The following is a 21,322-nucleotide window of genomic DNA, read 5'->3' as shown; positions in this document are numbered from 1 at the left end:
CAGAGGGGTGGTGCGGTACGTACCGGTTCATACCCCGGTAGGGGACGCCGGACGCCGCGCATCCGCCCGAGACGTTACCGCTATCGGCGGACGGATGTCGCGATCCCCGACCGTCGCCACGGGAACGAGCGACTCCGGTAACGGGGGTCACTCATGGTAGCCCTCGCGAAGCGGGGTGTCAGGGGGCGGACGGCATGTCTTTCGGCGGCTCCCGGCGCGTTCTGCCGGGTCAGCGGGTGCCGGCCCGGGTCAGCGCCTCGTCGGTGAGCCGGTGCACCGTCCAGTCGTCCATCGGCACCGCGCCGAGCGACCTGTAGAAGTTGATCGACGGCTCGTTCCAGTCCAGCACCGACCACTCGACCCGCGAGTAGCCGCGCTCGACCGCGATCCGCGCCAGCTCCAGCAGGAGCGCCTTGCCGTGCCCGCCGCCCCTGGCGGCCGGACTGACGTACAGGTCCTCCAGATAGATGCCGTGGGTACCGCGCCAGGTCGAGAAGTTGAGGAACCAGAGCGCGAAACCGACCGGCTCGCCGCTGTCGTCGTCCTCTGCGATCAGACCGAACAGCGCCGGGTTCGCGCCGAACAGCGCCTCGCTCAGCTGTTCCTGCGTGGCCTGCGCCTCGTGCAGGGCCTTCTCGTAGTCCGCGAGTTCGCGGATCATGGCGTGGATGACCGGGACATCGGTGGTGGCGGCTGTACGGATCATGTTGTCGAGGGTACTCAAACCGCCGGCCGGGCGGGATGTGCCGATCCGGCGGGGCCGGCGCGCGGGCTACTCCTGCTCGTCCCAGGCCTGGATGGACGTCTGGCCGACGATCCGGCCGTCCTTGAGGTCGGCGATCGAGGTGCAGAGCACCTTGACCCCGTCCGGGTAGGCGCAGGACTCCATGAAGGCGACGTGGTCGCCCTGGACCAGAACCTGCTCCAGCTTGTGGGTCATCTCGCGGCCGTACACGTCGGTCAGCATCGCGCCGATCTCCGACCGGCCGTGCACGACCAGCGGGTGGCTCGGCTGGGTCCGGTGATCGACCATGCGGAGCTCGGCGTCGTCCGCGTAGAGCGCGAGCAGCGTCTCGGCGTCCCGGTGCTCGATGCCCTCGCGGAGCGCTGCGGTGTCGAAGGCGGTCGGTGCCGCCATGGTGGCCATGGTCGTACTCCTTCGTCCGGTGGCTTTCCCCGTACCCACGAGCCTACGCCCGGGAGCCCCGGGCGACCCGCTCCGGACGACACCCGGACCGGGCTCCTCCAGCCGTCCCGGACGGCGGACGGCGGACGGCAGACGGCGGGCGGGGTACGGGGTACGGGCACGAGGGGACGCGGTCGAGGGGGCGCGCGGCGTCGGACCGCGCGGTGCCGGGGCGGGGCGGGCGGCCCCGGCGCCCACGGCCGGGGACCGCTCATGGCGGCTCCGTGGCTCCGCCCGGCCGCCGGACCGTCGCTCCGGACGGTGGCTCCGGTCGCCCGCCCCGCACCGTCGCCCCGGCCGTCCGACGCACGGTCAGTCCGGGGCCCGGTCGGCCTGCTGACGGCGTGACGAAGCCCCCCGCCCGTAAGGGCGGGGGGCTTCGTCGAGCGGCGCGCGGCGCCGGCCGGGCGGATGTGCCCGGACCGGGCGTCAGGCCTGCTTGGTCTCCCAGAAGATCTTGTCGACCTCGGCGATGAGGTCGAGCAGGGCCTGGCCGGTGGCCGGGTCCGTCGACGCCTTGGTGGCCGAGGCGGCCTTCAGGGTGTCGTTGATGAGCTGGTGCAGCTGCGGGTACTTCTCGAAGTGCGGGGCCTTGAAGTAGTCGCTCCACAGCACCGAGATGTGGTGCTTGACGGCCTCGGCGCGCTGCTCCTTGATGATGATGGCGCGGGCGCGGAAGTGCGCGTCCTCGTTGGCCAGGTACTTCTCCTGGGTGGCCTTCACGGACTCGGCCTCGATACGGGCCTGGGCCGGGTCGTACACACCGCAGGGCAGGTCGCAGTGGGCGTGGGCGGTGGCGCGAGGTGCAAACAGACGAGAGAACATGGGAGCCCTTCCATTAGATCGTCTTCCCGGGCCGAGATTACCCCGCCCGGCGCCGGGTTTCGCGGCAGCCCCTGGGGCCTAGGGCCAAAGACGGAGACCGAACCGGTTGATTTCGGACAGGGGTGGCGAGGCCCCGGTGCGGGACACTGGACGCCGTGAACCGGAGGAGGTTGGGCGTGGGGCGCATGGAGGAGCCGGTGGGCGGTCCGCCCGGCGGCGGGCCGCTGCCGTTCGGGGTGGCCGACGTGGCCGGGCCGTCGATGGTGCCGACGCTGCACGACGGCGACCTGGTGGTGGTCCGGTACGGCGCGCGGATCAGACCCGGCGCGGTGGTGCTGTTCCGGCACCCGCTGCAGCAGGACCTGACCCTGGTGAAACGGGCCGACGGTCGCCGGCGGGGAGGCTGGTGGCTGCTTTCGGACAATCGTCCGGTCGACAGCGACAGCCGTCAGTTCGGGGCCGTACCCGACGAGTTGGTGCTCGGCCGGGTGCTGTTCAGGGTCCGCCCCCGGCCGGCCTGGCTGGCGCCCTCGCGAGGACTGGAGCGGACGCTGCTGGCCGGTCCGCTGGCGCGGGTTCCCGGGCTGGCGCGGAGGCTCGGGGTCTGGCTCAGCCCCGAGCGGTAGCCGCGGGCGAGGCCACGGCGGCGGTGCGGCCGGTACCGGCCTCGCCCTCCAGCGCCTCCTGCCGTTTGCGGGCCCGGTAGGCGGCGACGTTGGCGCGGGTCGCGCAGCGGTCCGAGCAGTAGCGGCGCGACCGGTTGGTGGAGGTGTCGAGATAGGCGTTGCGGCAGGGCGCGGCCTGACAGATGCCGAGCCGGTCGGCGCCGAGGCCGGTCAGATGGATGGCCAGGCCCATGCAGGCGACCGCCGTGTAGTTGGCGGCCGCGGTCGGGGCGTTGTCGGCGAGGTGCAGGTGCCAGCGGGGGCGGCCGTTCTCGTCCAGGTAGTCGTGGCCGGAGACCAGCGGGCTGACCGGGTACTCGACCATCAGGCTGTTGAGCAGGTCGACCCCGCGGACCTCGTCCCCCTCGGCGGCCGCCTCGAAGACGCCGCGCAGCCGGGTGCGGGCGGCCCGCAGCCGGGGCAGGTCCGACTCGTCGGCCAGCGAGGCGGCGCGCGAGGGGCTGCCGAACAGGGCCCGGACGGCGTCCACCGAGGTCAGCTCGTCGGTACCGCGCCACGGCTGCTCGCTGTTGACGAGCCGGACGGCGTAGTCGGCGTAGGAGGCGAGCTCCACGGTGGTCCTTCCGGGGCCGGTAACGGGTGAGGTGCCTCCAGCCTATTACCTCCGGGGGCGAACGCGGCGGCGCCCGGCAGGACGGGCCTGCCGGGCGCCGGGTGACCGAGGGGTCAGAGCACCTTGGAGAGGAACGCCCTGGTCCGCTCGTGCTGCGGATTGGTGAGCACCTCGCGCGGGTTGCCCGACTCGACCACCACGCCGCCGTCCATGAACACCAGCGCGTCGCCGACCTCGCGGGCGAAGCCCATCTCGTGGGTGACGACGATCATCGTCATGCCGTCCTCGGCGAGCCCCCGCATGACGTCCAGGACGTCGCCGACCAGCTCGGGGTCGAGCGCCGAGGTGGGCTCGTCGAAGAGCATCAGCTTGGGCTCCATGGCCAGCGCACGGGCGATGGCCACCCGCTGCTGCTGGCCGCCCGAGAGCTGGGACGGGTAGTTCCCGGCCTTCTCGGCCAGCCCCACCCGCTCCAGCAGCGCCATCGCCCGCTCCCGGGCGGCCGCCTTGGTCTCGCCCTTGACCTGGATCGGCGCCTCGATGACGTTCTCGACGGCGGTCATGTGCGGGAAGAGGTTGAAGCGCTGGAACACCATGCCGATGTCACGACGCTTCATCGCGACCTCGCGGTCCTTGAGCTCGTACAGCTTGTCGCCCTTCTGGCGGTAGCCGACCAGCTCGCCGTCGACCCAGAGCCGGCCGGCGTTGACCTTCTCCAGGTGATTGATGCACCGCAGGAAGGTCGACTTGCCCGAGCCGGACGGGCCGACCAGGCAGAACACCTCGCCCTGCCGGACCTCCAGGTCGATGCCCTTGAGCACCTCGACCAGGCCGTAGGACTTGTGCACGCCCTCGGCCTTCACCATCGGGCCCGTGGCGGTCACGCCACCGGGGATCTCCGTCGGATCGGTCATGCCGCACCTCCGTCTTCGCCGCCGCCGTGGACGGCCGCGTCCGCGGCCTTCGGTTCCGGTGCCGGCCGGCCGCCGCCCACCAGCCTCTTCAGCCGCTGCACCGGCGTCGGCGGCAGGGAGCGGTTGGAGCCGCGGGCGTAGTGCCGCTCGATGTAGTACTGCCCGATCGTGAGGATCGAGGTCAGGAACAGGTACCAGAGGCTGACCACGATCAGCAGCGGGATGCTCTGGAAGTTGCGCGAGTAGATGTTCTGCCCGGCCCGGAACAGCTCCTCCAGCGCGATGACGCTGACCAGCGAGGTGGTCTTCAACATCGAGATGGTCTCGTTGCCGGTCGGCGGGATGATCACGCGCATGGCCTGTGGCAGGATGATCCGCCGCATGGCGTCGAAGCGGTTCATGCCGAGCGCCTGGGAGGCCTCCAGCTGACCCTCGTCCACCGACTGGATACCGCCGCGGACGATCTCCGCCATGTAGGCGGCCTCGTTGAGCCCGAGGCCCAGCAGGGCCGCGACGAAGGTCGGGATCAGGACGTTGGTCTGCTCGGACCAGAAGGCCGGGCCGAACGGGACGCCGATCGAGATCTTGGCCCAGAGCACGCCGAGGAAGTTCCAGAACACCAGCTGGACCAGCACGGGAGTCCCGCGGAACACCCAGATGTAGACCCAGGCCGTGCCGGAGAGCAGCGGGTTCGGCGAGAGCCGCATCACGGCGAGCAGAATGCCGCCGACCACACCCATCACCATGGACAGGGCGGTCAGCTCCAGGGTGACCACCAGGCCGTGCAGGATGCGACTGTCGAACAGGTAGTGGCCGACGAGATCCCACTTGAAGGCGGGAACGGTCAGAACGGCGTGGATCAGCATGGCCGCGAGCAGCAGGATGACCGCCGCGCCGACCCAGCGTCCGGGGTGGCGTACCGGGACGGCCTTGATGACATCAGGCCGTCCCGGGGCCGCCGGCCCCTTGTGGAGAGAGTTCACTTTGTGGCCTCAGAACAGGTCGCTGTGGAACGAGGACGACGAGGGTCAGCTGACGGCAGCGTTGAGCTGGGCCTTGTCGACGGCGCCGGCCTCGACGCCCCACTTCTGCAGGATCTGCTTGTACGTGCCGTCGTCGATCAGCGCCTGCACCGCGCCCTGGACGGCCGGGGTGAGCGCGGAGCCCTTGGCCAGCGCGATGCCGTACGGGGCGGAGTCGGTGGTGGAGCCCAGCTTCTCCAGCTGGCCCTCGGTCTGCTTGAGCGCGTAGTCGATGACCGGGGAGTCGGCCATCATGACCTGGTCGCGGCCGGAGACCACGGCGTTGGTGACGTCGGTCTGCAGGTCGAACTTGTCACCGTTGTTCGGGACGGTCGGCTTGCCGGCCTTGACGCAGGCCGGGTTGATCACGTCGGTGATCGCGTCCGCCTGGGTGGTGCCGGTCTGGACGGCGATCTTCTTGCCGCAGAGGTCGTCGGCGGAGATCTTGTCCGGGTTGCCCTTCTTGACCGCGCTGGCGGTGCCCGCGGTGAAGTAGGTGACCATGTCGACGGTCTGCTCGCGCTCCTTGGTGTCGGTGAAGGAGCTCATCCCGAGCTGGTACTTGTTCGCGCCGATGCCCGGGATGATCGCGGTGAAGCCGGCGTTCTGGACGTCCGCCTTCAGGCCGAGCTTCTGGGCGACGGCGTTGGCCAGGTCGACGTCCATGCCGACGATGGTGCCCTTGTCGTCCTGGAACTCGTTCGGGGCGTAGGAGGCGTCGGCGCCGACGACCAGCTTGCCGCCGGCCTTGATGTCGGCGGGCACCAGGGCGGCCAGCTTGGGGTCGGCCGTGACGGCGGCGACACTCGCGCCGGCGCTCGCGCCGCTGGAGCCGGCGCTGCTGCCGCCGGAGCCGCTGCTGCCGCAGGCGGTCAGGGTCAGCGAGGCGGAGGCGAGGACGGCACCGGCCAGCAGAAGGCGGGTGCGCAGGGTACGGGCGGTCATGGGGGAGATCTCCTCCTGAGGGAGAGGGCGGGCGGAGTGCGCCGCCGGGGGAAGCGGTGCACCGGGGGATCCGGCGGGCCGTACGGCGCTGTACGGGTTCCGTACGGGTGTACGGGCCGGTCCGGGCCGGCCGGGGTCTGCAGGTGGTGCCGGGTACTGCTCCGCCACCCTCCGCCGAGGTGGACGCCGACCGAACCGTCGCGACCAGTGGCCGGTTCAGTCCGAGTTGTTGGGAATCCTGTCATCAGATGACCGCAAGAATGCCCTTATCCAGATCAAAATCGGATAACGAGGGGGGTTGCTGTCCGCTATTCGGACGAATACCGTGTCCCTGTCACCCTGTGTATAAGTATGCAGAGCTGGTCGCGCCCGAGCGGTAGACCCGCCCGGGCGCCGCGCGCGGCGGATCACAGGCCGCCGTTGACCACCGCCGTCTGGGCCGCTCCGTCGGCGATGTCCCACTTCGCGAGGATCTTGCCGTACTCGCCGTTACGGATCAGCTGGTTGAGGGCCGTGGCCAGGACGTCCCGCAGGGCCGTCTCGCTCTTGGCCGTCGCGATTCCGTAGGGGCTGGACTGGGACTGGGCCCCGGCCACCTGGAACCGGTTGCCGCCGTCGGTGGTCTTCGCGGCGTAGGCCGCCACCGGGTAGTCGTTGAAGCCGGCCACCGCCTTGCCGGAGGCGACCTCGGCGAGCGCCTCGGCGTCACTGTCGAAGCGGTGGATCTGCAGCGGCTTGCCCAGCCGGGCGCACGCGGCGGCCTGCCGGCCGAGCAGCTCGTCCTGGGTGGTGCCGCGCTGCAGGGCGATGGTGGTCCCGCAGAGGTCCTCCAGGGTCCGTACGCCCTTCGGGTTGCCCTTCGGCACCAGGATCGAGGTGCCGGCGATGAAGTAGTCCACGAAGTCGACGCCGGCCTGTCCGGTCGGCTTGCCGGCGTCGTCGGTGCCGTCCCGGCGCTGCGGGACGTCGCTGAGCGCGGACATCGCGATGTCGAACTGCTTGTCGTTGAGCCCCGGTATCAGCTTGTCGAACGGGGTGTCGACGATCTCGACCCGCAGGCCGAGCAGGTCGCCGAGCGCGTTCGCGAGATCGGGGTCGAGGCCGGCCGGCTTCCCGTCCGGGCCGCGGAACTCGACCGGCGGGTAGTTCAGGTCCGTGCCGACCCGCAGGACGCCGGCGCTGCGCAGGGCCTGCGGAACGGCTGCCCTGGCCTCGTCCTGGGGGGTCCTGGCGGCGCCCTGGCCGGCGCAGCCGGCCAGCAGCAGGGCGGCGGCGACGGTGAGGGCGGCGCCGGTCTGCACGGACCGGCGGTGGTGCTGTCGTGCGTGAGGGTGGTGGTGCAAGGCGGTACTCCTCCGGTAGGAGAGGTGATGCCACTTCGGGTCCACAGGGGTGTGCGGGCGGGTGGCCAAAAAGGGGATCCTCGCATCCCGCTCCGATGGGACGGGCGGCGGGTGTGTCAGAATCTGGTATCGGGTGACCCCCGAAGCCCGAACACAGACCGCCGAGTCGCGACAGACTCGGGGTGCGCAGGACCGGAAGCCCGAGACACCGGCTCCGTATCCGAGGCACCGGCTCCCCTCCGTGTCTGCGTTCACTCCTGCGGGTGTGTGTGCTGTTCCCCCGTTGTCGTCGCCGGGCCGGGTCCTTCCGATACCCGACCCGTCAAGTGGCCGTCAATGGGATGAAGAGCACGTGACGAGGACGAAAAGGCACAGGTGCGATGCCTTCGTCCGACCTACGCTCAGGCCCGGAAGCACAGCGCAGACATAAGACCCAAAACCCTCACCCCGAGGGCGCCGCCCGACGGCAGCGCCCCGACCCCGTTCCGGGTCCGCTTCGGCGTACCCGGTTTCCAGCTTCCCTGGACGGGGCCGCCGGCCCGTCGGACCGCGCTCTCGCTGATCAATGACGAAGAGGTCATCGTGGCAGCGGAGATCATCCACCCCAACACCCAGGACACCATCGACCCCGTCGACGCCGTCTTCGCGCTCCACCGCGGCGGCAAGATGGAGGTCAGGGCCACGGTGCCGGTGCGCGACGCGGACGATCTGTCCCTCGCCTACACCCCGGGCGTCGCCCGGGTCTGCACCGCCATCGCCGAGCAGCCCGAGCTGGTGAACGACTACACCTGGAAGTCCAACGTGGTCGCGGTCGTCACCGACGGCACCGCGGTGCTCGGGCTCGGCGACATCGGCCCGGAGGCCTCGCTCCCCGTGATGGAGGGCAAGGCCATCCTGTTCAAGCAGTTCGGCGGCGTGGACGCCGTCCCGATCGCGCTGGCCTGCACGGACGTCGACGAGATCGTCGAGACGGTCGTCCGGCTCGCCCCCTCCTTCGGCGGCGTCAACCTGGAGGACATCTCGGCGCCCCGCTGCTTCGAGATCGAGCGCAGGCTGCAGGACGCCCTGGACATCCCGATCTTCCACGACGACCAGCACGGCACCGCGATCGTCTCCACCGCGGCCCTGTGGAACGCCGCCAAGGTGACCGGTCGTGAGATCGGCGACCTGCGGGCCGTCATCTCCGGCGCCGGCGCGGCCGGCATCGCGATCGCCAAGATGCTGGTGGCGGCCGGCATCGGCGACGTGTCGGTCTGCGACCGTCGCGGCGTGGTGCACCAGGGCCGGGAGGACCTCACCGACGTCAAGGCCGAGATCGCCGCGGTCACCAACCGGGCCGGGCTCAAGGGCTCGCTGGCCGACGCGCTGAACGGCGCGGACGTCTTCATCGGCGTCTCCGGCGGCACCGTGCCGGAGGAGGCCGTCGCCACCATGGCGAAGGGCTGCTTCATCTTCGCGATGGCCAACCCGAACCCGGAGATCCACCCCGAGGTCGCGCACCGGTACGCGGCCGTGGTGGCCACCGGCCGCAGCGACTTCCCGAACCAGATCAACAACGTGCTGGCCTTCCCCGGCATCTTCGCGGGAGCGCTGCAGGTCCGCGCCACCCGGATCACCGAGGGCATGAAGCTGGCCGCCGCCGAGGCCCTGGCGGGAGTCGTGGCCGAGGAGCTGACGCCGCAGAGGGTCATCCCCTCGCCGTTCGACGAGCGGGTGGCCCCGGCCGTCACCAAGGCCGTGGCCGAGGCGGCCCGCCGCGAGGGTGTCGCGCGGCGCTAGCCCCGGGCCGTGCCGGACACGGCCTAGCAGTACTCGCGGGCCCGGAACACGCGGCAAGGGTCACACCGTCGCGTGGTTCCGGGCCCCGGCCGCCGCCGCTAGGGTCCGTGACATGTTCGCTGCCTACGCTGCACGTATCGACGCCGACGACCCCCTGAGCGGGCTGGAGGTCGGCGAGCTGGCCGAGCCGGTGGCCCGACCCGGCTGGAGCGTGGTGACCGTCCGGGCCGCCACGCTCAACCACCACGACCTCTGGTCCCTGCGCGGGGTCGGCCTGCCCGCCGAGCGGCTGCCGATGATCCTCGGCTGCGACGCGGCCGGCGTCGACGAGGACGGCAACGAGGTGGTCCTGCACTCCGTGATCGGCCAGAGCGGCCACGGCGTGGGTCCGGCCGAGCCGCGCTCCATCCTGACGGAGCGCTACCAGGGCACGTTCGCCCAGAAGGTGGCCGTGCCGACCTGGAACCTGCTGCCCAAGCCCGCGGAGCTCTCCTTCGCCGAGGCGGCCTGCCTGCCCACCGCCTGGCTGACGGCCTACCGGATGCTGTTCACCAACGCCGGGGTGAAGCCCGGCGACACCGTCCTGGTGCAGGGCGCCGGCGGCGGCGTCTCGACGGCGCTGGTGGTGCTCGGCAAGGCCGCCGGCCTGCGGGTCTGGGTCACCGGCCGGGACGGGGCCAAGCGCGAGCGGGCGCTCGGCCTCGGGGCCGACGCCGCGTTCGAGAGCGGTGCCCGGCTGCCCGAGCGGGTGGACGCGGTGATGGAGACGGTCGGCGCGGCCACCTGGTCCCACTCCGTCAAGTCCCTGCGCCCGGGCGGGACGATCGTCATCTCCGGCGCCACCTCGGGCGCCAGCCCGAAGGCAGCCGAACTCAACCGGATCTTCTTCCTGGAGCTCAAGGTGGTCGGTTCGACCATGGGCACCAAGGAGGAGCTGGCCGGGCTGCTGGCGCTCTGCGCCAACGGCGGCGTCCGCCCGGTGATCGACTCGGTGCTGCCGCTGGCCGGGGCCCGGGACGGGTTCGAGCGGCTGGCCAGGGGTGAGGTGTTCGGCAAGATCGTGCTGACGCCCTAGGCGGCGCGGCGCCCCCACGGCGGCGGGCCCGGTACCCCTGGTGGGGTACCGGGCCCACCGCCGTGGGCATGGTCAGCCCAGCAGCCGGCGCAGCCGCTCGGCCGCCGCCGCGAGGGCGGAGCGGGAGCCGGCCAGCTGTTCGGCCGTCACACCGCCGTCCCGGGCGGCGTCCCTGACCTGGTCGCGGAAGCGGTCGAGCAGGCGCTCCAGCTCCCGGGCGGGCTCGCCCGCGGGGTCGGTCGCCGTCCAGGCGGGGAGGTCGGCGGCCGGTCGCCCGTCCGCCGCGGGGCCGTCCTTGTCGAGGTCGATCCGGGTGACCCGGATCTCCTCGTCGTCGGCCGGCGCGGACGTGGTCGGGTGGCCCCACCTGGCGGCGTCCGCCAGCCCGGCCAGGCCCTTCGTCAGTTCGGAGAGACCCTCGGCCAGCCCGGTCGGCCAGTCGCCGCGCGCGGCGTGCTCGCGGACCTGCTGCTCGACCCGCCGCTTGATCCGCAGCGCCTCCTGCTGGGCGGCGGTGCGCGCGGCCCGGGACTGCTCGCGCAGCCGGCGGGCCTCCTCCTCGGCGGCCTTCGCCTTGGCCTTGGCGGCCTTCTCCTGCTCCTTGGCGCGCTTGGCCTGCTCCTTGGCATGCGTCTTGAACTGGGCGAACTCCTCCTTGGCGCGCTGCCAGGCGTCCTTGTCGCCCCACGGTCCGGCCCACGGGTCCCCGCCGGCCGAGGGCTCCGCCCGGGGTGCCTGCCGGGCCGCACCCCAGAGCTCCTCGCGCAGGTCCTTGGCGCTGTCCCGGACGTCCTCACGGATGGCACCGGCCAGCTGGGCCACCGAATCCCGGATCTCGACCTCCAGCTCGGCGATCTCGCCCTGGCGGGAGGCCAGCTCGGCGCGGCCCGCGTCGGTGAGCCGGTAGACCTTGCGTCCGCCCTCGGTGCTGTGGCTGACCAGGCCCTCCTTCTCCAGCTTGGCGAGCCGCGGGTAGACGGTGCCGGCCGAGGGCGCGTACAGGCCCTCGAACCGCTCCTCCAGCAGGCGGATCACCTCGTAGCCGTGCCGCGGGGACTCGTCCAGCAGCTTGAGCAGGTAGAGCCGGAGCCGGCCGTGGCCGAAGACGGGGGTCATCTCAGGACTCCTTGGTGAGGTCGGGCCCGGCCGGGAGCTCCTTGACCACGATCGGGCCGTCGTCCTCGGTCTCGGGGCGGCGCAGCACCGTGACGGCGCCGGACACGGTGGTGACCTGGAGGCTGCCCTTGCCGTCACCGAGCTGGCCGGAGAGCTTCCTGGCGCCCCAGGTGCCGTTCACCTTGAGCTGCTCGAAGGTACTGGAGACGTCGCCGCTGTTGGTGCCCGCCTCGACCTTCGCGTCGGCCAGCGAGGGCAGCCGCACGCCCACCGCGCCGCTGACCGTGTTCACCTTGATCTCGGAGGGGGTCTCCACGTCGAGGTCGAGGGTGACGGCGCCGCTCACCGAGTTGGCGGAGAGCCGGTCGGCGGTGCCGGCCACCACGGTGATCCCGCCGGAGACGGTCTTGACCTTGAGGTCACCGGAGACGGACTGCACGTCGACGTCCCCCGAGACGGAGTTGGCCTCGGTACGGCCGGAGAGGCCGACCAGGGTGGTGCCGCCGCTGGCGCCGTGCACGGCGACGTGGCCCGAGACGCCGGAGACGGTGGCGTGCGCCGCGATGGTGCCGATCCGCACGTCGGAGCCGGCCGGGACGGCCAGCGAGACCACGGCCCGGCGCTTGCGCCGTAGCGAGGCGAAGAAGTGCTTGACGGACTGGACCGACTTCACCGTCTCGGTGAACTCGCCCCAGCTCAGGTCCTTGTAGGTGACCGTCAGCACGCCGTCCTCAAGGGTGACGTGCAGCGGCTCGCCGTCCAGCTCGGTGACCTCCAGCCGCGCGGGACCCTCGGCGGCGACCACGTTCACGGTGCCGTCGATGATCCGCACGTGCAGGGCGGTGACCGGTTCGTCGATGGTGATCCTGTCAGGCTCGCTGACCGTCCACTGGCTCATGAGTGTGCCGCCTCCCGTTACGGTTCGCGATGTATCGCGTCCCACTGATGAACACGATATATCGCGTGCCGGGGAAGTCAAGTGCCCCGGCGGGGCGTCGGTGGGAACGCGAAGGACCCGGGAGGCAACCGCCTCCCGGGCCCTTCGCCGGCCGTTCGTCTACTCGTCGTCCTCGTCGTCGAGCCGGGCCAGCCAGGTGGCCAGCCGCTCGACCGGGATCTCGAAGTCGGGGTTGAGGTCGACGAACTCGCGCAGGCGGTCGGCCAGCCACTCGAAGGTGACCTCCTCCTCGCCGCGCCGGCTCGCCAGCTCCTCGATGCCGCGGTCGGTGAAGTACACGGTGCGCTCCGGTCCGGTGGGGATCTGACCAGGTCAGGATAGACCGGGCGGATCAGCCGTCGTTGCGGTAGTAGCTGAGCGAGAGCTTGACCGCGCCGGAGCTGGTGTTGCCCTGTTCGAGCACCTTGACGATCACCACGTTGAGGTTGCTGCGGTTGCGCAGGCAGAAGTACTTGCCCTGCGGCAGGTCGTCGTACTTCAGGTCGGCCACCGGCTCCTGGTCGATGGCGGCCGAGCACTCCTCCGGGCTCAGCGTCGCGGCCCGGGCGATGTACGCGTCCGTGCCGCTCGGCCAGTTGAAGTGGCTGTAGCTGGGCGAGAGGTCCCAGGAGAGCGAGACCTCGCTGGAGACGACCTTGCCGGTGAGCAGGTCGAAGTTGTAGCTGCTGCTCGGCGCGACCCCCTCCTTGTCGGTGTAGACCGCGGTGTAGTGGCCCTTGCGCGGCGAGGCCGAGCCCCCGGCGGCCGGGCCGGGGGAGGCCGAGGCGTCGTCGGAGGCGACCGCGTCGTCCGCGCTCGGGGAGCCGTCGTCGGCGGGCAGCGCCGCCGGGGAGTGCTCGGCGGGAGAGGCGGCCGGGGAGCTCGCCGTGGACTGCGGACCGGCGCCGCCGGCGGTGTCGCTCGGCCCGGATCCCTTGTCCATCTGCTTGACCAGGGCCACACCGCCGGCCGTGCCGCCGACCGCCATCACCAGAGCGACGGTCAGCAGCACCTTCCAGGACACCCCCTTGCGACGGGGTTGCGACGAGGCCGCGGCGGTGTCCGGCAGCACCGGCGCCGGCGGCGGGGTGTCGAAGGACGGCTGCTGGTGCACCTGCACGGTCGGCGGGGTGGGGATCACCGGGCCGGTCGGCGCCTCGTGAGCGGGCTGCGGCGCCCCGTAGGAGCCGAGCGGCGGCGGGACGAAGCCCTGCCGGGGCTGCGGCGGGGCGGCCGGCGGGGGCGTGAAGGCCGGCAGGGTGGCGGGCGGCGGCGGTGCGACGGCGGGGGCCGCCGTCGGCGGGGCGGGGGTCTGCGCCGCGACGGGCAGCGGCGTCGGGGGTGTCTTCGGGAGGTCCGCCCGACGGGTGATCTCGGTGTTGATCTGCTGGGGCAGCCAGTCGTCGGCGAAGCGCAGCTGGCCGCCGACCGCGGGGTGGTCGCGGGCGATCTCGATGATCTCGGCCGGCCTGGGGCGGTCCTCCGGCGACTTGGCCAGGCAGCGCAGCAGCAGCTGGCGCAGATCGGCCGGCACCCCGTCCAGCACCGGCGGCTCGTGCACCACCCGGTAGAGCACGGCGGTCTCCGGTCCCTCGCCGAACGGCGGCGTGCCGCCCGCGACGTACGCGGCGAGCGCGCCGAGCGCGAACACGTCGGTGGCGGGGGTGACCGCCCGGCCCTGGGCCTGCTCGGGGGCCATGAAGGCGGGGGAGCCGATCCGGAAGCCGGTGCCGGTCAGCGCGGTGGCGTCGGCGGCGCGGGCGATACCGAAGTCGATCACCCGGGGGCCGTCCCCGGCGATCAGCACGTTGGCGGGCTTGAGGTCGCGGTGCACCACCTCGACGCTGTGGATGGCCTGCAGTGCCTCCGCGATGCCGCCCATCAGCAACAGGACGGTACGCACCGGCAGTGCGCCGTGCTCGCGGATCACCTGCTGCAGGGAGGGGCCGGGCACGTACGCGGTGACCAGCCAGGGCGCGTCGGCGTCCAGTCCGGAGTCGATCACCTGGGCGGTGTAGAGCCCGTGGATGCGCTGGGCGTTGGTGACCTCCTGGGCGAAGCGGCGCCGGAACTCGAAGTCCTCGGCGAACTCGGGGCGCACCACCTTCAGCGCGACCGGGCGCCCGCCCGGCGTGTACGACAGGTAGACCCGCCCCATCCCGCCCGCACCCAGCCGGGCGAACAGCCGGTAGCCCCCGACCTCTCTCGGATCCTCGGGCAGCAGCGGCTGGAAGACGGGCGCAAGCGGGGCGGCGGCGTCCCGGGGCGTGTCGGCGGTCATGTGGGTGGTCCCCCTGAAACGGTGAGGTACGGCGACCGCCGCGCGCGGGTGACGGGCACGGCGCGGCAGTGTGACCGCCATAACCTATCGACCCGTCAGCTCCGCCCCCAAGCGGTCCGTCGTTTGGTTGCAGAGCTGGGACTTTGACGGGATGCCGGCGAAATACGGCCCGCCGACGCCGAAGGGCCCGGCCCCCGCAGCGCGTGCGGGGGCCGGGCCCTTCGGTACCGACCGGGGTCAGATGGTGAAGATCTCCTCCAGCAGGGCCTGCTGCTCGGCGGCGTGCCGCTTGGCGGAGCCGACGGCCGGGGCCGAGGAGGAGGTGCGGGCGACACGGCGCAGCCGTGCGCCGCCGGCGCTGCGGCCGACGACCACCTGGAGGTGGTCGACCAGGTTCATCGCGATGAACGGCCAGGCGCCCTGGTTGGCGGGCTCCTCCTGGGCCCAGACGAACTGGACGTCCTCGCCGTACTTGCCGAGTTCCTCCTGGAGCTCGGCGACGGGCAGCGGGTAGAGGCGCTCGACGCGGACGATGGCGGTGTCGGTGACGCCGCGCTCGGTGCGGGCCGCGGCCACGTCGTAGTAGAACTTGCCCGCGGTGATGACGACCTTGCGCACCGCTGCCGGGTCCACGGTGGTGTCACCGATGACCGGGCGGAACGAGCCGGTGGTGAACTCGTCCGCCGCACTCGCCGCCGCCTTCAGCCGCAGCATCGACTTCGGGGTGAAGACGATCAGCGGCTTGTGGTGCGGGTTGTGCGCCTGCCAGCGCAGCAGGTGGAAGTAGTTCGAGGGCAGGGTCGGCATGGCGACCGTCATGTTGTTCTGGGCGCACAGCTGGAGGAAGCGCTCGGGGCGGGCGGAGGAGTGGTCCGGTCCCTGGCCCTCGTAGCCGTGCGGCAGGAGCAGGGTGACACCGGAGTGCTGGCCCCACTTCTGCTCGGCGGAGGCGATGTACTCGTCGACGACGGTCTGCGCGCCGTTGACGAAGTCGCCGAACTGCGCCTCCCACATGACCAGGGCGTTGGGGCGGGTCAGCGAGTAGCCGTACTCGAAGCCCATCGCCGCGTACTCCGACAGCAGGCTGTCGTAGACGGTGTAGCGGGCCTGGTCCTCGGTCAGGTAGAGCAGCGGGGTGTAGTCCTCGCCGGTGACCCGGTCGATGAGCACGGCGTGGCGCTGGCCGAAGGTGCCGCGGCGGCTGTCCTGTCCGGCGAGGCGGACGGGGTGGCCCTCCATCAGCAGCGAGCCGATGGCGAGGGTCTCGCCCATCGCCCAGTCGATGGTGTTGTCCTCGACCGAGGCCGCGCGGCGCTGCAGCTGCGGCAGCAGGCGCGGATGGACGGTCAGCCAGTCCGGCAGGTTGACCTGGGAGGCCGCGATCCGCTTCACCATCTCCTGGGAGATGGCGGTCTGGATGTTGACCGGGAAATCGGCCTGCGGCTTGCCGTTGGCCGCGGCGACCGGCGTCTGCGCGGCGTCGCGGACCTCGGAGAAGACCTTCTCCAGCTGGCCCTGGAAGTCCTGCAGGGCCTGCTCGGCCTCTTCCATGGTGATGTCGCCGCGGCCGATCAGGCCCTCGGTGTAGAGCTTGCGCACCGAGCGCTTGGCGTCGATCAGGTCGTACATCAGCGGCTGGGTGAAGGAGGGGTTGTCGGCCTCGTTGTGACCGCGGCGGCGGTAGCAGATGAGGTCGATCACGACGTCCTTGTGGAACTCCTGGCGGAACTCGAAGGCCAGGCGCGCGACGCGGACCACGGCCTCCGGGTCGTCGCCGTTGACGTGGAAGATCGGCGCCTCGATCATCCGGGCCACGTCGGTGCAGTACATCGAGGAGCGGGAGGAGGCCGGGGCGGCGGTGAAGCCGACCTGGTTGTTGACCACGACGTGCACGGTGCCGCCGGTGCGGTAGCCGCGCAGCTGCGACATGTTCAGCGTCTCGGCGACCACGCCCTGGCCCGCGAACGCCGCGTCACCGTGGATCTGGATCGGCAGCACGGGGAAGGTGGTGCCGCCCTGGTCCAGGACGTCCTGCTTGGCCCGGGCGATGCCCTCGACGACCGGGTCGACCGTCTCCAGGTGCGAGGGGTTCGCGGCCAGCGACACCTTGATGGTCTCGCCGTCCAGACCGGTGAAGGTGCCCTCGGAGCCCAGGTGGTACTTGACGTCGCCGGAGCCGTGCATCGACTTCGGGTCGAGGTTGCCCTCGAACTCACCGAAGATCTTGCCGTACGGCTTGCCGACGATGTTCGCCAGCACGTTCAGGCGCCCGCGGTGGGCCATGCCGATGACGGCCTCGTCCAGACGGTGCTCGGCGGCGGCGTCGATCGTCGCGTCCAGCAGCGGGATGAGCGATTCCCCGCCCTCCAGCGAGAAGCGCTTCTGCCCCACGTACTTCGTCTGCAGGAAGGTCTCGAACGCCTCGGCGGAGTTCAGCCGGCGCAGGATCCGCAGCTGCTCCTCGCGCTCGGGCTTGGTGTACGGCTTCTCCAGGCGTCCCTGCAGCCACTTGCGCTGCTTCGGGTCCTGGATGTGCATGTACTCGATGCCGACCGTGCGGCAGTACGAGGCGCGCAGCAGGCCGAGGATGTCGCGGAGCTTCATCATCTTCTGGTCGCCGAAGCCGCCGACGGCGAACTCGCGCTCCAGGTCCCACAGGGTGAGGCCGTGCTCGACGACGTCGAGGTCGGGGTGCTTGCGCTGCTTGTACTCCAGCGGGTCGGTGTCGGCCATGAGGTGGCCGCGGACCCGGTAGGAGTGGATGAGCTCGATGACGCGGGCGGTCTTGTTGACCTCGTCGTCGTGGGTGGCGGCGACGTCGGTGGCCCAGCGGACCGGCTCGTAGGGGATGCGCAGCGACTCGAAGATCTCGTCGTAGAAGCCGTGCTCGCCCAGCAGGAGCTGGTGGATGGTGCGCAGGAACTCGCCGGAGGCGGCGCCCTGGATGACGCGGTGGTCGTAGGTCGAGGTGAGCGTCATGATCTTGGAGATGCCCAGCTTGGCCAGGGTGTCCGGGGAGGAGCCCTGGAACTCGGCGGGGTACTCCATGGCGCCGACGCCGACGATGGTGCCCTGGTTCTGCATCAGGCGGGGCACGGAGTGGACGGTGCCGATGCCGCCGGGGTTGGTGAGGGAGACCGTGACGCCGGTGAAGTCGTCCATGGTCAGCTTGTTGGCGCGGGCCCGGCGCACGATGTCCTCGTAGGCCTGCCAGAAGCCGAAGAAGTCGAGGGTGTCGGCCTTCTTGATGGCGGCGACGACGAGCTGGCGGTCACCGTTGGGCTTGACCAGGTCGATGGCCAGGCCCAGGTTGACGTGCTCGGGCTTGACCAGGAACGGCTTGCCGTCCTTGATCTGGTAGCTGTGGTTCATCCCCGGGCTGGCCTTGACGGCCTGCACCAGCGCGTAGCCGATCAGGTGCGTGAAGGAGACCTTGCCGCCGCGGGCGCGCTGCAGGTGGTTGTTGATGACGATGCGGTTGTCGATCAACAGCTTCGCGGGCACCGCCCGCACCGACGTCGCCGTCGGCACCTCCAGCGAGGCGTCCATGTTCGTCGCCACGGCCTTCGCCGGGCCGCGCAGCGGCACGAACTCGGGGCCCTCGGCCTGCGCCGGAGCCGCGGCGGGGGCCGCGGCCTTCGGGGCCGGCGGGGCGGCCGGTGCTGCGGCGAGAGGCGCGGGGGCCTGCTGCACGGGCGCCGGGGTGGCGGGGGCAGCGGGCGCGGGCGCCGCAGGAGCGGCAGCAGGGGCAGGGGCGGCAACGGGGGTCGGCGTGGGGCCGACCTGGGTCGCGGCCTGGGTCACTGGAGTCACCTCGGTACCGGGCTTGTAGTCGGCGAAAAAGTCCCACCAGGCTCGGTCGACCGAGGTCGGGTCCTGGAGGTACTGCTGGTAGATCTCGTCGACGAGCCACTCATTGGGGCCGAAGCCCGAAGGCTTCGTCGTGGTGCGTGGGGCCGAGCTGTTGGGGGTTTCAGGGGACTGTGGCGACACGGCGGCAACCGCCCTCTTCCGCTTCCTTAAGGGATGGTTGGACAGCGGTGATTAAGGCTACGCCCCTGACCAGGCATCGCGCAGTCCCCAGAGGCCAGGCGTCACCCAGATCACAGTCCCGACCTGCGGTTTGGCTGAAAATGTACGTTAGAAGTTCTGAGTCAGGGGGAAGTGATCGGGTCCGATCAGTGCTCTTATCCTGCTAAAAGCGGACAAATCTTGGCCACTGAGCGTCTCGGATCGCGGACGTCGGGGCAGTGGCGTTGCTATGTCCCAATTCTGTGACATTTGTCCCGATGGTGCCATGGCGGTGTGTCGCCGGGCCGCCGCAGGCCGCGGGCGCTGACCCGGGCGGAACCGCGGAGGACCGGGCCGCGGGCGGCCCGGTCCTGGCGGACGTGCTCTAGCGGGGGCCGGGCAGCCGGACCTCGATCCGGCAGCCCCGGGCGGCCTCGGCGACCGCGATCTCACCGCCGTGAAGGTCGACCGCCCAGCGGGCGATCGCCAGCCCGAGGCCGGTTCCGCCGTCACTGCCGGGACCCTGCGCGGTGGCCGTGCCGCTGCGGCCGAACCGCTCGAACACCCGGCTGCGGTCCTGCACCGGGATGCCCGGGCCCTCGTCCTCCACCTCGAGCAGCAGGCCGCCCGGGATGCCGGAGGGCCGCGCGCGGACCGTCACGGTCCCGCCGGCGGGGGAGTGCTTGCACGCGTTGTCCACCAGGTTGGCGACCACCTGGTGCAGCCGCTCCGGGTCGGCCGTCCCGCTCAGCCCGGCCGGGTCCACCTCCAGCACCAGGCGGACGTCCCCGCGCCGGGAGAACGCCCCGCCGGCGGTCGCGCCGTCCACCGTCACGCCGCGCAGCACTCCGGCCAGGAACGGCTGGACCTCGAACGGGCGGGCGTCCAGCGGGACGACGCCGTCGTCCAGCTTGGAGAGGTCCAGCAGGTGGGTGACCAGGCGGCCGAGCCGCTCGGTCTGCTCCAGCGCGGCGCCGAGGGTGGCCGGATTGGGCTGCACGACGCCGTCGACCACGTTCTCCAGCACGGCGCGCAGCGCGGCGATCGGCGTGCGCAGCTCGTGCGAGACGTTGGCGACCAGCTCACGGCGGTGCCGGTCGGAGGCCTCCAGGTCGGCGGCCATCTTGTTGAAGGTCGCCGCCAGCTCGCCGATCTCGTCCCGTGAGGACACCTCGACCCGGCGGCTGTAGTCGCCGCCGGCCATCTCGCGGGCGGCGAGGGTCATGTCGCGCAGCGGGGCCGTCAGCCCGTGCGCGAGGAACTGCATGAAGAGCAGGGAGGCGATCATCGAGAAGATCATGATGATCCGGATCTGGGTCTCCGAGCGGATGGCCACCACGACCATGCCGCTGGCCAGGAAGACCGAGACGATCACCAGCAGGGTCAGCTTGCCCTTGATCGAGCGCACCGGGTCGAGCGGGCGGATGTCGGCCCAGACGCGGCGGGCCGCCCGGGCGGCAAGATTCGGCGGCCGGGTGCTCGTGCTCCCGGACGTGGCGGCGCTGCCGTCCCCGTTGCGCTGCTGTGGAAAGGTCATGTGTCCTCTGCCTGGTCCCCACGAATTCCCCGTGGCGGCACGGCTTCGCCGTGCACGGCAGTGGGCCCCCCGGTGGCCCATGCCGCTGCTGCCCGGTCGCTAGGCGACCGGTGCCTCCAGCGCGTAACCGACACCGTGCACCGTGCGGATCCAGCTCGCGCCGATCTTGCGGCGCAGCGCCTTCACGTGGCTGTCCACGGTGCGGGTGCCGGAGGCGTCGGTCCAGTCCCAGACCTCGGCGAGCAGCTGTTCGCGGGTGAGCACCGCGCGCGGCTGGGCCGCCAGGCAGGCGAGCAGGTCGAACTCGGTGGGCGTCAGGTGGACGTCTCCCGAGGCCAGCCGGACCCGCCGCTGGACGTGGTCGATCTCCAGTTCGCCGAAGCGCAGGCTGCCGAGCGTGGGCGTCCGGGCGGCCTGCTGGGCGCGCTCGACGCGGCGCAGCAGCACGTTGACCCGGGCGGCCAGCTCGCGCATGGAGAACGGCTTGGTCATGTAGTCGTCCGCGCCGACCCCGAGACCGACCAGGAGGTCCGTCTCGTCGTCGCGGGCGGTCAGCATCAGGACCGGGACCGGGCGCTGTGCCTGGATCCGGCGGCACACCTCCAGGCCGTCGAAGCCGGGCAGCATCACGTCGAGCACGACGAGGTCGGGCTGCCAGGTGTGGAAGCCGTCCACGGCTCCCGGGCCGTCGTGGGCCACGGCGACCTTGAAGCCCTCCGCGCCCAGCCGGGCCGCGATCGACTCGGCGATCGTGGGCTCGTCCTCCACCACCAGCACTCTGCGCTGGCTGCTCACCGCACCGCCGGTGTTGCCGGTGTCCTGCTGAATTTCTGTCACGGTCACGCCACCGCCCCCAGGGCTGCGGGCCGGCCGTCCGGGGGGACGGCGGGCTCCGCTCGTAGTCTTGTTCCGTCGTGGACTGTGCCGGGTCCGCCGTCCCTGCACGATGTGTACGGACAGGCTCGCAGGTGTGGACTGCGCACCTCTCCCGCACATGTGGCAGCGTACGGACAGCGGGCCTCTCCCGGCAGGTGGGCCGGGCATTTCCGGCCCCCGGGCCAACCCTCGGGGCCGGGACACGGCCCGTTCGGGAGTTGGCACGGGCCGATACC

At 71.6% G+C, this 21,322-nt stretch carries 18 protein-coding genes; 3 read left to right on the top strand and 15 right to left on the bottom strand.

The genetic code is table 11. The annotated features are described in order from the left end of the window. Positions 1-229: 229 nt before the first annotated feature. The 3 genes from OG823_RS12645 to sodN all read right to left on the bottom strand — a co-directional run bounded on the left by OG823_RS12645 (position 230) and on the right by sodN (position 2,011). Entirely contained in the window at positions 230-706 is a 477-nt protein-coding gene (locus tag OG823_RS12645; protein WP_371479588.1) for an N-acetyltransferase family protein, read from the bottom strand. Between the two features lie 66 nt (positions 707-772). After that, the gene (locus tag OG823_RS12640; RefSeq protein WP_371479587.1) at positions 773-1,147 is read right to left on the bottom strand and encodes a nuclear transport factor 2 family protein; all 375 of its coding nucleotides are present in this window, start codon (positions 1,145-1,147) and stop codon (positions 773-775) included. Positions 1,148-1,615: 468 nt separating this feature from the next. Next, complete coding sequence (gene sodN, locus OG823_RS12635; RefSeq protein ID WP_371479586.1) at positions 1,616-2,011, bottom strand: superoxide dismutase, Ni; 396 nt, start codon at positions 2,009-2,011, stop codon at positions 1,616-1,618. A gap of 185 nt (positions 2,012-2,196) precedes the next feature. On the opposite strand from sodN, the gene sodX reads away from it, so the two are divergent. Next, positions 2,197-2,637, top strand: coding sequence for a nickel-type superoxide dismutase maturation protease (sodX, locus tag OG823_RS12630; RefSeq protein WP_371484448.1), 441 nt, complete (start codon positions 2,197-2,199; stop codon positions 2,635-2,637). On the opposite strand, the gene OG823_RS12625 is transcribed toward sodX, so the two are convergent. The 5 genes from OG823_RS12625 to OG823_RS12605 form a co-directional block, all read right to left on the bottom strand. Further along, positions 2,621-3,250 carry a CGNR zinc finger domain-containing protein gene (locus tag OG823_RS12625; protein ID WP_371479585.1) on the bottom strand — a complete coding sequence of 210 codons (630 nt, stop codon included), beginning with the start codon at positions 3,248-3,250 and terminating at the stop codon, positions 2,621-2,623. The two genes, sodX and OG823_RS12625, sit on opposite strands and share 17 nt — an antisense overlap. A 113-nt stretch (positions 3,251-3,363) precedes the next feature. Beyond that, the gene (locus OG823_RS12620) at positions 3,364-4,116 is read right to left on the bottom strand and encodes an amino acid ABC transporter ATP-binding protein (protein ID WP_371484446.1); all 753 of its coding nucleotides are present in this window, start codon (positions 4,114-4,116) and stop codon (positions 3,364-3,366) included. A 44-nt stretch (positions 4,117-4,160) separates the two neighbouring features. Next, positions 4,161-5,147 carry an amino acid ABC transporter permease gene (locus OG823_RS12615; protein ID WP_371479584.1) on the bottom strand — a complete coding sequence of 329 codons (987 nt, stop codon included), beginning with the start codon at positions 5,145-5,147 and terminating at the stop codon, positions 4,161-4,163. Between the two features lie 45 nt (positions 5,148-5,192). Then, the gene (locus tag OG823_RS12610; protein WP_371479583.1) at positions 5,193-6,131 is read right to left on the bottom strand and encodes an ABC transporter substrate-binding protein; all 939 of its coding nucleotides are present in this window, start codon (positions 6,129-6,131) and stop codon (positions 5,193-5,195) included. Between the two features lie 407 nt (positions 6,132-6,538). After that, positions 6,539-7,474, bottom strand: a complete 936-nt coding sequence (locus OG823_RS12605; RefSeq protein ID WP_371479582.1) for an ABC transporter substrate-binding protein — start codon at positions 7,472-7,474, stop codon at positions 6,539-6,541. A gap of 582 nt (positions 7,475-8,056) precedes the next feature. Here OG823_RS12605 and OG823_RS12600 point away from each other — a divergent pair. After that, positions 8,057-9,253, top strand: a complete 1,197-nt coding sequence (locus OG823_RS12600) for an NADP-dependent malic enzyme (protein ID WP_371479581.1) — start codon at positions 8,057-8,059, stop codon at positions 9,251-9,253. Between the two features lie 112 nt (positions 9,254-9,365). Beyond that, on the top strand, positions 9,366-10,328 hold the full coding sequence (locus tag OG823_RS12595; protein ID WP_371479580.1) for a zinc-binding dehydrogenase: 963 nt from the start codon (positions 9,366-9,368) through the stop codon (positions 10,326-10,328). Positions 10,329-10,400: 72 nt separating this feature from the next. On the opposite strand, the gene OG823_RS12590 is transcribed toward OG823_RS12595, so the two are convergent. The 7 genes from OG823_RS12590 to OG823_RS12560 form a co-directional block, all read right to left on the bottom strand. Then, on the bottom strand, positions 10,401-11,444 hold the full coding sequence (locus tag OG823_RS12590; protein WP_371479579.1) for a helix-turn-helix transcriptional regulator: 1,044 nt from the start codon (positions 11,442-11,444) through the stop codon (positions 10,401-10,403). Between the two features lies 1 nt (position 11,445). Next, entirely contained in the window at positions 11,446-12,342 is an 897-nt protein-coding gene (locus OG823_RS12585) for a DUF4097 domain-containing protein (RefSeq protein ID WP_371479578.1), read from the bottom strand. 159 nt (positions 12,343-12,501) lie between these two features. After that, positions 12,502-12,681: a DUF6104 family protein gene (locus OG823_RS12580; protein ID WP_371479577.1), complete on the bottom strand. Its 180-nt coding sequence runs from the start codon at positions 12,679-12,681 to the stop codon at positions 12,502-12,504. Positions 12,682-12,733: 52 nt separating this feature from the next. Continuing rightward, the gene (locus tag OG823_RS12575) at positions 12,734-14,662 is read right to left on the bottom strand and encodes a protein kinase (RefSeq protein ID WP_371479576.1); all 1,929 of its coding nucleotides are present in this window, start codon (positions 14,660-14,662) and stop codon (positions 12,734-12,736) included. A gap of 237 nt (positions 14,663-14,899) precedes the next feature. After that, a complete protein-coding gene (locus OG823_RS12570; RefSeq protein WP_371479575.1) occupies positions 14,900-18,655 on the bottom strand; it encodes a multifunctional oxoglutarate decarboxylase/oxoglutarate dehydrogenase thiamine pyrophosphate-binding subunit/dihydrolipoyllysine-residue succinyltransferase subunit in 3,756 nt (1,251 codons plus the stop codon). 403 nt (positions 18,656-19,058) lie between these two features. Next, positions 19,059-20,210 carry a sensor histidine kinase gene (locus tag OG823_RS12565; protein WP_371479574.1) on the bottom strand — a complete coding sequence of 384 codons (1,152 nt, stop codon included), beginning with the start codon at positions 20,208-20,210 and terminating at the stop codon, positions 19,059-19,061. 99 nt (positions 20,211-20,309) lie between these two features. Continuing rightward, entirely contained in the window at positions 20,310-21,047 is a 738-nt protein-coding gene (locus OG823_RS12560) for a response regulator transcription factor (protein ID WP_371479573.1), read from the bottom strand. Positions 21,048-21,322 lie beyond the last annotated feature (275 nt).

The organism is Kitasatospora sp. NBC_00315 (genome assembly GCF_041435095.1).
Classification (GTDB): domain Bacteria; phylum Actinomycetota; class Actinomycetes; order Streptomycetales; family Streptomycetaceae; genus Kitasatospora.
Note: the sequence above shows the minus strand (reverse complement) of the source record. Positions and strands in the feature narration are given on the sequence as shown.

Bases quoted from the DNA above. Each gene is read 5' to 3' on its own strand.
- OG823_RS12645 (WP_371479588.1), bottom strand. From the start codon at position 706: ATGATCCGTACAGCCGCCACCACCGATGTCCCGGTCATCCACGCCATG.
- OG823_RS12565 (WP_371479574.1), bottom strand. From the start codon at position 20,210: ATGACCTTTCCACAGCAGCGCAACGGGGACGGCAGCGCCGCCACGTCC.
- OG823_RS12640 (WP_371479587.1), bottom strand. From the start codon at position 1,147: ATGGCCACCATGGCGGCACCGACCGCCTTCGACACCGCAGCGCTCCGC.
- sodN (WP_371479586.1), bottom strand. From the start codon at position 2,011: ATGTTCTCTCGTCTGTTTGCACCTCGCGCCACCGCCCACGCCCACTGC.
- OG823_RS12590 (WP_371479579.1), bottom strand. From the start codon at position 11,444: ATGACCCCCGTCTTCGGCCACGGCCGGCTCCGGCTCTACCTGCTCAAG.
- OG823_RS12595 (WP_371479580.1), top strand. From the start codon at position 9,366: ATGTTCGCTGCCTACGCTGCACGTATCGACGCCGACGACCCCCTGAGC.
- OG823_RS12575 (WP_371479576.1), bottom strand. From the start codon at position 14,662: ATGACCGCCGACACGCCCCGGGACGCCGCCGCCCCGCTTGCGCCCGTC.
- OG823_RS12610 (WP_371479583.1), bottom strand. From the start codon at position 6,131: ATGACCGCCCGTACCCTGCGCACCCGCCTTCTGCTGGCCGGTGCCGTC.
- sodX (WP_371484448.1), top strand. From the start codon at position 2,197: ATGGAGGAGCCGGTGGGCGGTCCGCCCGGCGGCGGGCCGCTGCCGTTC.
- OG823_RS12620 (WP_371484446.1), bottom strand. From the start codon at position 4,116: ATGGTGAAGGCCGAGGGCGTGCACAAGTCCTACGGCCTGGTCGAGGTG.
- OG823_RS12585 (WP_371479578.1), bottom strand. From the start codon at position 12,342: ATGAGCCAGTGGACGGTCAGCGAGCCTGACAGGATCACCATCGACGAA.